Origin of the sequence: Thiocapsa sp., assembly GCF_022340925.1 — a bacterium.
Taxonomy (GTDB): domain Bacteria; phylum Pseudomonadota; class Gammaproteobacteria; order Chromatiales; family Chromatiaceae; genus Thiocapsa.
The window spans coordinates 1-11,221 of record NZ_JAJDNA010000091.1 but is presented as its reverse complement, the minus strand read 5'-3'; the positions used below and the strand labels follow the sequence as shown (position 1 = coordinate 11,221).

Genomic DNA, 11,221 nt, shown 5'->3' with positions numbered 1-11,221 from the left:
GGAGCGCCTCAGCGGGCTGAGCGCCCTGCCCGCCCCCCGCGGCCTGCCCCCCGGACCCGATGCCCTTGACGCATGTCCGCTCGAGGCCCTGGACTTACTGCCCCGCATCCCCTGGGATGCGGGATTGCACCAGACCTGGACCCCGGGAGAAGGAAGCGCACAGGAACGCGCGCGCATCTTTCTGGACACCCGCATCGAAGCTTACGCCGGCGAGCGCGAGCGACCGGACAGAGACGGGACCTCCGGGCTCTCTCCCTACCTGCACTTCGGCGAGATCAGCCCGCGACGGCTCCTCACGCTGGTCGCCGAACACTGGGGCGACCCGGCCGCGGAACCCGTCGCGCCCTTCATCCGCGAGATCGGCTGGCGCGAGTTTGCGTACCACCTCATCTACCACTTCCCGCACACCACCGACGAGCCGCTGGACCGACGCTTCGCCGACTTCCCCTGGCGCAGCGCGGACGCCGATCGCTTGCTCCTGTCCTGGCAGCGCGGCAAGACCGGCGTCCCCCTGATCGACGCGGGGATGCGCCAACTCTGGCGCACGGGCTGGATGCACAACCGCGTCCGCATGGTGGTAGCGTCCTTCCTGACCAAGAACCTGCGGCTTCCCTGGCAGGCCGGCGCACGCTGGTTCTGGGATACGCTGGTTGACGCGGACCTTGCGAGCAACAGCCTCGGCTGGCAGTGGAGCGCAGGATGCGGCGCCGACGCCGCGCCCTACTTCCGCATCTTCAATCCCGTCCGTCAGGGCGAGCGCTTCGATCCCGGGGGTACCTACGTGCGGCGCTGGTGCCCCGAGCTTGGGCGCCTGCCCGACCGCTACATCCATCAACCCTGGGCGGCCCCCGCGCCAATCCTCACCGCCGCAGGCGTGGATATCGGACGGAATTACCCTCAGCCGCTGGTGGATCTCAGGTCGTCTCGCGAGGCCGCTCTGGCCGCGTACGAGATCATCAAGGCGCGGGGCCGATAGCCTGGCTGGTCCTCCAGCCGAGGACAAGTCGCGGCGCCAAGGCCGGCAAGCACCCTGCGTTCGATCCGGACTGGCTACTGCTCTGTTGAGCTCGGAAGCAGAGAGACGATCCCCAACACCTCACGTGCATTCGCGGATGTCAGGGCGGCCAGTGCCTCGGGCGCGTCCTGTCTGACCTCCGCCAGGGACTGCAGGACATCGGGGAGATACTCCGGGCTGTTCCTTCCTCCGCGATGCGCCGCGACCGTCATGTCCGGTGCATCCGTCTCGAGCACGATCGCCTCGCCGGGGAGCCGGGCGGCCAAACGGCGAAGGCGCGACGAGCGGTCGAAGGTCAGCATGCCCCCGAAGCCGAGCCGAAAGCCCAGATCCAGATATGCATGGGCCTGCTGAAGACTGCCGTTGTATGCATGGGCAATCCCACCCCTCACCCGCGCCCGGCGCAGGATCGCCAACATGGCGTCGTGAGCCTTTCGAACATGCAGGAGAACCGGCAGGTCCGCCGCCCGCGCAATGGCCAGCTGCGCCTCGAGCAAGGCCTGCTGACGCGCCCGATCCAGCTCCGGCTGGGAATAGTCTAGGCCGATCTCTCCGACCGCAACCGGGCCCCGGTCGGCGATCGCCCGCTCAAGGGCCGGGAGGTCCGATGGCTGGTGTTGGTCGAGATAGACCGGGTGCAGACCCAAGGCCGGATAGAGGTCGTCCTGCGAGGCACAGAGCCCGAGCAGCGCGTCCCATCCTTTCGCATGGATGGCGGGAATCACGATGCCCACCAGGCCGGCCGCTCGCGAACGGTGGATCACGGCCTGCCGGTCCGCATCAAACTCGGCGACATCAAGATGACAATGGGTGTCGATCAGCTCCATCTCGGTCTAAACGGCGTCCGGTGAGAAAACCGACGACCCGAGCTCAGTGAGGATCATCCCGGACGCGGCTAATCCCCGACCGCACCCTTCTGATCACGGACGAAGAGTGCCTTGTGCGGCCCTCTGCCGACCTGGCGTTCCTCCATCTCGAAGAGCTGGATTGCCTTAAGGAGGCCACTCAGCTTGGCGTAGCCATAGTTGCGCGAATCGAACTCGGGGCTGCGCTTGGCGATCGCCGAGCCGACCGGCCCGAGCTCCGCCCATCCCGTGTCGTCGGCGGCCCCGTCCACAGCGGCCCGCAGCAGACCGACCAGCTTCGCATCGCGTGCGAGATCCTTGCCGCTCTTGCGCGACGCCGTGTCGCCACCGGCGCCCTCCCGAAGAACCTCGGTGAACACGAATTTGTCACAGGCGGCGACGAAGGGCTCAGGGGTCTTCTGCTCGCCGAAGCCGTAGACGGTCATCCCGGATTCGCGCAACCGAGATGCCAAGCGCGTGAAGTCGCTGTCGCTGGAGACGATGCAGAAGCCATCGAAATTGCGCGAATAGAGGAGGTCCATGGCATCGATCATCATGGCCCCGTCGGTCGCATTCTTGCCTTTAGTGTAGCGAAACTGCTGCATGGGCTGGATGGAGTGACGCAACAGGGTATCCTTCCAGGAGCCCAATGAAGGCAGGGTCCAGTCGCCATAGATACGCTTCACATGGGCCGTACCGTACTTCGCGATCTCGGCCAGCAAACCCTCGACGATGCTTGCCTGTGCGTTGTCGGCGTCGATCAGCACGGCGAGCTTGAGATTGGCGATGTCGGACATCCTCAGATCTCCCTCAGATTACCGGGTGTCCGGACGTCGCCCGCACTTGGCGTGGCCGATCCTGATCGGTGTCGCCTGAGCTGCAGTCACCACATAAGGTCGTCCGGCACTTTGTAGTCGGCATAGGGGTCATCGCCATCCTTCTCGTCGTGAGGCCGATTGTGAACCAGCACCAGACTCGCATCTCTCGCAGAGACCTTCTCGGCGATCTCCGACGGGACGACCTCGTAGAAGGCGTCCTGGCGCACCACCGCCAGGCTTCCGCCGACCAGTCTGGCGTGCTGATCCTTGTTGACATAGATTCGCTTCAGGGTTGTGCCGTCGGTGAAATTGAACGCCACATCACCACCGTCGCGCACCACCCGATGGGTGTGCACGAGTTGGCGAACCTCGTTCTCGGCGGCGCGCAGCGCGGCCTCCTCCTGAAGGCGGCGATTGAGCTCGCGGTCGCGCTCGGCCTTCTCGCGACGCGCCCGCTCGGCGGCCTGTCGTGCCGCGTCATCGGCCGCCAAGCCGCGCCGACCGCCGTGCTTCGCCTTCTTGTGCTTGGTTGAGCGCGCCTGCCTCAACCTCTGCTCATCGATCAAGCCGGCCTTGAGCAATTGGTCCTGAAGCGAGTTGCCCACGTTGATCCTCTCCAAAGACGCTGCGGAAAACGGCCCTGGTGCATCCGGGCCGTCAGCGCATCTGAACGCCCTTAGGCGGTCCCGCGAAAGAGCGCGACGGTTGGTGCACCGCCTCCGCCGACGCAAGGATCCGACAGGCGCGCGCGAGACGCAAGCCCACTCGCCAGCCTTGGACCCTGACGATGCGCTCATCGCTCAGCGCAGCGGGGGCGCGATGACGGCAATCCGCGGGCGAGGGCCTCTTGAACGCCAAGAGTCCGGGCGCAGATCATCCGGCCGAGCCCGGACGAGACCACGCCGAAATGCATGGTCGCACGTCGCCAGATGTATGATCACGACGCGCTTCAAGGCGTCCCTGTTGTCTCCAAGACCACCTGCAGCTTTGCGCAGGGATGGACTGTTTCAGCAGTTGACCTATCGGCCCATCAATATCTTAAAAAACGATTTTGATAATTCTGTTGTAGTGACTCACGCGTGCGTTTAGAATCGCGCGCGGTCAAACGACCCTGCAATGTCCGTTGCCTTGATGCCGCGGCTGACCCAGTCCGGACAGACCGACGCCACCCACCTTCGGAGTCTCATACATGACCCGTCCGCTTCTCGTACTGATGCTCTTGCTCACATTCGTGATCCCGACGCAGGCCGTTCTCGCCGCCGACTTGGGTTTTGTCGACATGCAAAAGGTCCTCGAGGAGAGCAAGCTTGGTAAGCGACTGCAGGAGCAGCTGCGTACCGAGTTCGAGCCGCGCGGCCAAGAGATGGCCCGGGAGGAAAACGAGATCCGCGAGCTGCAGAAAACGCTCGAGCGCGACGGCGCCTTGATGAGCGCCGACCAGGTGGGCAAGAAGGAGGCCGAGATCAAGACCCGCATCGATGCCTTTCAGGAAAAGGCCAAAGGGATTCAGCAGGAGCTGCTGAAGGCCCAGCAGGAGAAGAGCCGGGAGATCATCGCGCCCGCGCGCGACTCCATCAAGGCGATTGCGAATAAGAAGAAGCTGGGCATGGTGGTCGAGCCCGGCATGACGGGCCTGCTCTATCTCGATCAGGGGCTCGACATCACCGCGGACGTCATCAAGCACCTCGATGCCAACACCGACTGAGGCCTTCATCAGCCCAGGCAACCGGTGATGACCGGGCTATTTCCAAGCGGTGACGCTGGGGTATCATTTTTGACGTTGCGGCCTGGATCACATGGGCGTTCGCGTCCGGCTCACCGATCCGCCCACCGCCCATTCATCTCCCCGGCGCGACCCCTGTCGCGGTCGCCTTTTTTGAGGAACGGACACAATGCTCGGTGAATCACACGACCTCCTGCACGAGTTCCCGGACCTGGAGCAGAAGATCGCGACGCTGCGTTCCAACAACGCGGAGTTCGCTAGGCTGATGGACGACTATGACTCGCTGGATGCACGGGTCCGCCAACTGGAGGAGTTGGGGACACCCGTCGCCGACGAGACCATCGAGGACCTGAAGAAACAACGGCTCCAGCTCAAGGACACGCTCTACGGCATCTTACGATCCTGACTCAGCCAGTTACCGGTCGCCGACCTCCCTCCCCCCCTCTCCCGACGATCGCGCCCGGTCTGATAGGGATCGAGGCAATCCCCACGCGTCGAGCCGACCGAGGGTCCCTCAGCAGAGCGGTCGTGCCGACCGACCCCCGGCCGCCAGAGCCCCCGGCTAGGCCCTGGCTTCGCTGCAAGGCCCCGTGCGGCGCACACTCGTCAGGTGCATACAACCCGATCGCCGCTCAGTTGAGACCGTCGATGCCTGGACAAGCCAGGCGGCAGGTGGAACCATGCGGGCATGGGAATCCCGGATCGCGCGACCAGAGCGGCCATGGACTTTCGAATCGTGCCGGTGACCTCGTTCCAGCAGAACGCCACGCTTCTCTGGTGCGGGCGCACCCGAGCCGCGGCGATCATCGATCCGGGCGGGGAAGCCGATCGGATCCTCGATGAGGCCGCCGCTCTGCGACTGAGGCCGGAATGCGTCCTCCTGACCCATGGGCACCTCGATCACCTCGGCGCAAGCGCGGAGGTCTCCGAGCGGCTCGGCATTCCGATCTGGGGACCGCACCCCGATGACGCCTTCTGGATCCATGCTCTGCCCGAGCAATGCCGGATGTTCGGCTTTCCGCCCGTGCGCGGATTCGAGCCCGACCGCTGGCTCCAAGCGGGGGAGCGGATCCGCATCGGAGAGGAGACCCTTGAGGTCATACACTGCCCCGGCCACACCCCGGGTCACCTGGTGTTCTTTGATGCCGAGGGGCGACTGGCCCAGGTCGGAGACGTCCTCTTCAAAGGATCGATCGGCCGCACCGACTTCCCACGCGGCAACCACGAGCAGCTTCTCGAGTCCATTCGACGACAGCTCCTTCCGCTGGGGGACGACGTACGCTTTATTCCAGGGCACGGGCCCATGTCGACCTTCGGCGAGGAACGCCGGACCAACCCCTTCGTCCGGGTCTAAAGAACAGGCCGATCAGATGCCATCCTGCCGTTTGATCGGCTCGCGACCTGAACGGCGCGAGCGAGGGGCGAGGTCTCAACGCGACAGGCCGGGAGCGGCCATCGCCAGGAACAGAGCGGAAGCCATACCCCGATGCGAAAGACAGGCACCATAACGCAGACAGTCGCCGAAAAGGCCAGTCCTGCCCGCGGCCACTGGCTCCGCAACGCGGACCCCGACCCACTCAAGTCCACGGGGCGGAGCACCACGACACGGACCAAGAAGGCGCATTTCCTCGAGCCCTATCGGCTGTCGAAGGCGCAACGGGCGTCCCTTCTGGAGCTCCTGGCCAGCCACTCGGTCGGGGATCGGGAGAGCCGCGAGCTGTTTGCCGCCGCCGTCGAGTACGGCATCGCAAGCTGTCGGGCCAGCCTGCCGGAGCCCCCCGGCGAACCCGATCGCGCGCCCCCCGTAGCAAAGCGGGAGGGGCTGCTCGGCGCTCTCGCCGAGTCCGCGCGTCTGCTCGCCGAGCGGCTCAACGGGCTCGAGGAGCTGGAACGTGAGGCGATCCTGAGCCGCCTGCAGTCATCCGACCCCTTCGAACGCGCCCATGACACGACCTATCTCGCCGCAGTCAGTCGCGAGGCAAGGCGCATCGCCGAGGCGGCCGTCGCAGCGCTCGAGGCGGGGGCGCCAGCGCCGGTCAGGCGCGCTGGGACGAGTCGGGCCGCTGGTCCCTCGTCCGACACCGCCCGTCGCCTGATCCTGCGGGTGGCCGACGCCTACGAGGACTGCTTCGAGGCCCAGGCCCGGACAGAGCCCGACTCGGCCTTCGTTCCGGTCCTGCGGCTTCTCGCCGAGGAGGCCGGGATCGAGATTCCATCGAACCCGGCGTCGCTCCAAGAGGTTCTCCAGCGAGCCTGACCGCCCTTCCGGCAGCGCGTGCCGAGAGGCTCGGTCCGAGCGGCCGAGGCGGCAGGCTGGAAGCTCCGCCGCGACTGCCCCGGACCGTCAAGTCTCCCATCGCACGCGACGCAACCCCAAGGCGATGCCAGCGCCGCGGATCGGATCAAAGATGCCCGGGGGTCGTTCGACCGCGTTTCTGGGTACAATGCCAGGTCGATGAGCAACGATTGGCGGGAGCAAAATGCTATTCGGGCGCTTTCTGAAAAAATGGCCGCAGGATCCTGCCAAAAAAGAGGATCAGGAGATCCTGGCGAAGCGCGCTCGCAGTGCTGACGACCCCGCCGTCAGGCGCGATGCGACCCGCCGGCTCGCCGACTTGTCCCAGCTGCGCCTGATCTTTTCCGAAGACCCGGACGCCGGCGTACGCGAGATCGCCGCCGCACGCTATCGCCATCTGCTCTGCGGGACCCAGGCTGAGGAGGGATCGCTCGACGCAAGTCTTGCCGAGCTCTCCGAGTTGACGGATATGCGAATCATCGAGCAGGTCGCGACCGAGGGCGTCGCGCCCGAAATCAGGCGCGCGGCGATCGAGCGAGTCCAATCCCAGGAGGTGCTCGCGCTGTGCGCACTTCAAGACCCGCTCGCGGCCAACCGCGGCGCGGCCATCGAGCGCCTGGAGGACAAGGAGGCGCTGGAACGCGTCCTGCGGCAGATCGGCAAGAAGGACAAAAACGTCCACCGCTGTGCACGCGAGAAGCTGCGCCTGATCGCTGAGCAGGCGGAACGGCCGCAGCGCGTCCGGGATCTCTGCGACGAGATCTGCCAAAAGGTCGAGCGTCTTGGGCGGCTCGGGCAATGGCACCAGGATCGGGCGCTACTGGATCACATCGAACGCCAGTGGTCGGAGATCCGGGATGCCGCGGAGCCGGCCTGGCAGTCGCGCTTCGAGGCCGCGCGCGAACGATTCCTTGAGGTCTATGCGGCGCATGCCCGCGAGGCCGCCGCCCAGGTCGTCGAGGAGGCCACTCAAGACGCGCTGCAAGCGGAGCGAATCGCACTGCTCGAGGCCCTCGCCGAAACCACCAAGCTCACCACCGAGGACGAGGTCCGCGCCCTGCGCACGCGCGTCGCCGCTGACTGGGACGCCTTGGAGCCGCTCCCGCCACAACGACAGCGCCCGCTCGATCAGCGCTATCGCCAGCTCATGGACTCGGCCGAGGTGGCCCAGGCCGCGCTCGGCGGGCAACGCAAGCGTCTCAACCGACTGCGTCGGTCCACCCTCAAGGCGCAACAACTGCTCGAGGAGCCCAGGCCGCTGGATCTGGCGTCGGCGAAGACCTTCCTGGATCAGGGTCGTGCACTATCCGCCGAGCTGCCCGAGAGCGCGGAAACGGCGGAGCTCCTTGCGCTCCTCGACCGCATCGAGGGACGCATCAAGACCCAGCAGAAGCATGCCGCGCAGCGTCTCAAGCAGCTCCCAGAGAAGCTTGCCGACCTCGAGAGGCATCTGGCGAACGGCGAGTTGAAAAAGGCCGACCCGCTGTTTCAGAGCCTGCGTGCGGGCCTGGAGCTGGTCGAGTCCAGCCGACTGCAGCAGGGTGCCGCGGATCAGATCGCCGCGCGGCTGCACGCGCTCGCACCCCGTCTGCGCGACCTTCAGCATTGGCGTCGCTGGGGCGCCGACCAGCACCGGGAGGGCCTCTGCGAAGAGATGGAGCGCCTGGTCGAGGCAGACCTTTCACTCGAGGCCCTGAGCGAGCGGCTGCACAGCCTGCAGAGGGACTGGAAGGGCCTGGAGAAGAGCGGGCCTCACGCGAGCCAAGCGATCTGGGATCGCTTCCACCGCGCGTCCCAGACCGTCAAGGAGCGCTGCCGACCCTTCCTGGAGGCGCAGGCGGCCGAACGCGAGGCCAACCGGGCGGCGCGGGAGTCGGTCTGCGACCAGATCGAAGACTTCCTCGCCAAGGTGGACTGGGAGCGCGTCGATTGGAAACGCGTGCTTCGTGCCGAGCGCGAGACCCGCCAGGCGTGGGCGGCCATCGGGCCGGTTCAGCCGCGCGACCGCAAGGCCCTGGAAGGGCGGTTCCGGCACGCCCTCAAGCAGCTGGACCGGCGTCTGGACGGGGAGCGTAAGCGCAACCAGGCCATGAAGCACGAGCTGATCCGCAAGATCGAGGCCCTCGTTGACGAGCCCGACCTGGAGGCAGCGATCGGGCAGACCAAAGCGCTCCAGCGCGAGTGGCACACGACCGTCCCGGCCCGCCACAAGGAGGAGAACAAGCTCTGGCAGACCTTCCGTGAGGCCTCTGACCGGATCTTCGAGCGGCGTGCCGCCCTCCATCGGGCGCACGCGCATCAGCTGGATGAGAACCTCGCGGCCCGCGAGGCGATCTGCATGGAGGCCCTGTCCCTCGCCGAGACCGAAGATGATCCGCGACGGCTCGCAGATGGGCTGCACCGGTTCGAGGAGCGCTGGGATGACGCCCAGTCCCTGCCTGTTCCACGCCAGGCGGCCAGCCATCTCAACCAGCGATGGCGCGACGCCAGGTCGGCATTACGGCAACGCTGGCGCGCCCGCGAGGAGACCGAGCGCCGGGGCGCATTGGATCTGCTGCGAAGACAGGCCGAGCTCTGCGAGCGCCTGGAGCTTCACCTGCTTGGAGAAGGCGGTGAGCCCTTGAGCCCGGAGGCAGCCGCTGAGGCGTGGCAAGGCCTGCCGGAGCAACGAGACACCGAGGTCCAAGAGGCGATCGCGGAGCGCTTCTCCTCCGCCTTGGCCGCGGCGCGGGACCCGGCGCAGCTCGAATCGCTTCGCCAGCGCTACCAAGCCAACGCCGCACGCCTCGCCCGACTCTGCCTCCAGCTCGAGATCCTCGCCGGCGTCGACACCCCGCAGGAGCTTGCCCAGGAGCGCCTGGAATTCCAGGTCGCGCGTTTGACGGAACGGATGGTCGAAGGCGAAGAGGACCCCTTGCAGGGAAGTCAGCGCCTGCTGAAAGAGTGGTATCTGTGCGGCCCTGCCCCGCGCACGCCGAGCCTGATCACGCGCTTCGAGCGGATCCGCCAGGCGCTCGCCAGCGAGGCCGCAGCGGACCAGGCAGCCGCCTGAGGCACGTGCGGAGTCTGCCCCGGCGTGGCATAGATCGCGTCCGCGGCACAAGCACCGCGCAGGTCGCCCCGCCGAGCCCGACGGCGAGCTGCCGGGTCGTCAACATCCGGCGTCCCGTCGGCGACCGGGTCCCCGCGACCGCGCGGACGCTCAGTCGCACGCCGGCCAGCCATATCCCCAACGCCAGGGGAACGGACTGCAGGGGATCCCGCCCAGACGCACCGAGCGGTACATCAGATCAGCCACCGTTCGATAGAGTCCGGCGATCTGCTCCTCGCTCAGACCGTACTCGGCGCTCAGCTCATGCACCCGCTCCGCCCCGGTCTCGATCACGCAGGCCCGCAGCGCCAGGTCGGCGTCCCGGCGCCTCTCGAAGCTCTCCTCAGGCGTTGCATCGCGCGGTCCCGCAGCATGGTAGAGGCGGTCATGGGCGACGCAGCAGGACTCCCAGGGCGGGCGGTCGCCATGCACCGTCCGGAACCGCGCGAACCAGGCCCCGAGGTAGTCCCAGCCTGCCGACAGCCCGCCGCTGCACCCGTCGGTGGTGAACGGGGCCAGACGGCTGTCCGCGGCGGACCTGCGCAGCGCCAGACGCGCGTGACGATCCAGCTCCAGCTGCCGCTCAAGGGTGTCCATCATCGGTTCGTTCGGCGCCGGCTCGTCCGCGGCCGAGCCGGCACCGACCAGCAGGCCTAAGACGAGGGGGATGGCCGACCGCCGTGCGCCCGCTCGGTTCCCCTCAAGGCGAGTCATCGCGATAGGTCCGCGCGGGCGGCGGCCGGCCGAACACGAGGGCCGTTCGAACCAGCAGCCGCTCAACTGGGCTCATCCGGGCGCGCTGCTCGATGACCGCGCGCGCCATCGCCGGCTCGTCGGTGATGACCCCGGCAACCCCCGCCGACATCATGCTGGACATCGAGATCGGGTCGTTGACCGTCCAGACGAACACCGGCGTCTCGGCGGCATGCGCACGACGGACGAAACCCGCGGTCGCCATCCCCATGTTCACCGCCAGAAAATCGGTTTCGAGCCGGGTCAGGTCGCCAATGGCCTGGGCCGACAGCAGGCCGACGGTCCAGTCGGGCCTTAAGGCCCGCAGCTTCCGGATGCCGTCGTACTTGAGCGACATGATCGCCACGTCCTCAGCCATGCCGGCGGCCTCGACGATCTCCACGACACGCTGCTCGAGCCGCTGGTCATGCCCATAATACTTCAGCTCGATGACCAACCGTGACCGACCGCGCACCACCTCCAGCACCTCGCGCAGGGTGGGTACCCGCTCGCCGGCGAACTCGGGTCCGAACCAGCTGCCGACGTCGATCGCGCGGATCTCCTCCAGGGTCCCGTCCCAGACCTTGAGCGGCTCGCCGGCCAGCTTCATGAAGTCGCTGTCGTGAACGACGACGACCTCGCCGTCAGCCGTCTCCTGCACATCGATCTCGATCCAGTCGGCCTGATCCTCGATCGCCTGG

At 66.9% G+C, this 11,221-nt stretch carries 11 protein-coding genes; 6 read left to right on the top strand and 5 right to left on the bottom strand.

The annotated features are described in order from the left end of the window. A partial coding sequence (locus LJE61_RS11325) for a cryptochrome/photolyase family protein (RefSeq protein ID WP_296918435.1) occupies positions 1–976 on the top strand: 976 nt, incomplete at its 5' end. Between the two features lie 74 nt (positions 977–1,050). Here the strand turns inward: LJE61_RS11325 and LJE61_RS11320 are convergent. The 3 genes from LJE61_RS11320 to LJE61_RS11310 form a co-directional block, all read right to left on the bottom strand. Next, entirely contained in the window at positions 1,051–1,842 is a 792-nt protein-coding gene (locus LJE61_RS11320) for a TatD family hydrolase (RefSeq protein WP_296910814.1), read from the bottom strand. Between the two features lie 68 nt (positions 1,843–1,910). Further along, entirely contained in the window at positions 1,911–2,657 is a 747-nt protein-coding gene (locus tag LJE61_RS11315) for an NYN domain-containing protein (RefSeq protein WP_296910812.1), read from the bottom strand. Between the two features lie 86 nt (positions 2,658–2,743). Beyond that, entirely contained in the window at positions 2,744–3,283 is a 540-nt protein-coding gene (locus tag LJE61_RS11310; protein WP_296910810.1) for a DUF2058 domain-containing protein, read from the bottom strand. 584 nt (positions 3,284–3,867) lie between these two features. On the opposite strand from LJE61_RS11310, the gene LJE61_RS11305 reads away from it, so the two are divergent. The 5 genes from LJE61_RS11305 (at position 3,868) to LJE61_RS11285 (ending at position 9,749) form a co-directional block, all read left to right on the top strand. After that, positions 3,868–4,383, top strand: a complete 516-nt coding sequence (locus LJE61_RS11305; RefSeq protein WP_296914909.1) for an OmpH/Skp family outer membrane protein — start codon at positions 3,868–3,870, stop codon at positions 4,381–4,383. A gap of 187 nt (positions 4,384–4,570) precedes the next feature. Continuing rightward, complete coding sequence (locus LJE61_RS11300) at positions 4,571–4,807, top strand: HP1242/YdcH family protein (RefSeq protein ID WP_296914912.1); 237 nt, start codon at positions 4,571–4,573, stop codon at positions 4,805–4,807. A 315-nt stretch (positions 4,808–5,122) separates the two neighbouring features. After that, a complete protein-coding gene (locus LJE61_RS11295) occupies positions 5,123–5,755 on the top strand; it encodes an MBL fold metallo-hydrolase (protein WP_296914914.1) in 633 nt (210 codons plus the stop codon). A gap of 132 nt (positions 5,756–5,887) precedes the next feature. After that, positions 5,888–6,658 (top strand): hypothetical protein, encoded by a 771-nt coding sequence (locus LJE61_RS11290; RefSeq protein WP_296918433.1) that lies wholly within the window; start codon positions 5,888–5,890, stop codon positions 6,656–6,658. Between the two features lie 223 nt (positions 6,659–6,881). Further along, positions 6,882–9,749 (top strand): DUF349 domain-containing protein, encoded by a 2,868-nt coding sequence (locus LJE61_RS11285; RefSeq protein WP_296909189.1) that lies wholly within the window; start codon positions 6,882–6,884, stop codon positions 9,747–9,749. Positions 9,750–9,899: 150 nt separating this feature from the next. Here the strand turns inward: LJE61_RS11285 and LJE61_RS11280 are convergent, their stop codons facing one another. Together LJE61_RS11280 and LJE61_RS11275 are read right to left on the bottom strand one after the other, a co-directional pair. Beyond that, complete coding sequence (locus LJE61_RS11280; RefSeq protein WP_296909187.1) at positions 9,900–10,388, bottom strand: hypothetical protein; 489 nt, start codon at positions 10,386–10,388, stop codon at positions 9,900–9,902. A 100-nt stretch (positions 10,389–10,488) separates the two neighbouring features. After that, positions 10,489–11,221 (bottom strand): glycerophosphodiester phosphodiesterase family protein (locus LJE61_RS11275; protein ID WP_296918431.1); only part of this gene is annotated, 733 nt, incomplete at its 5' end.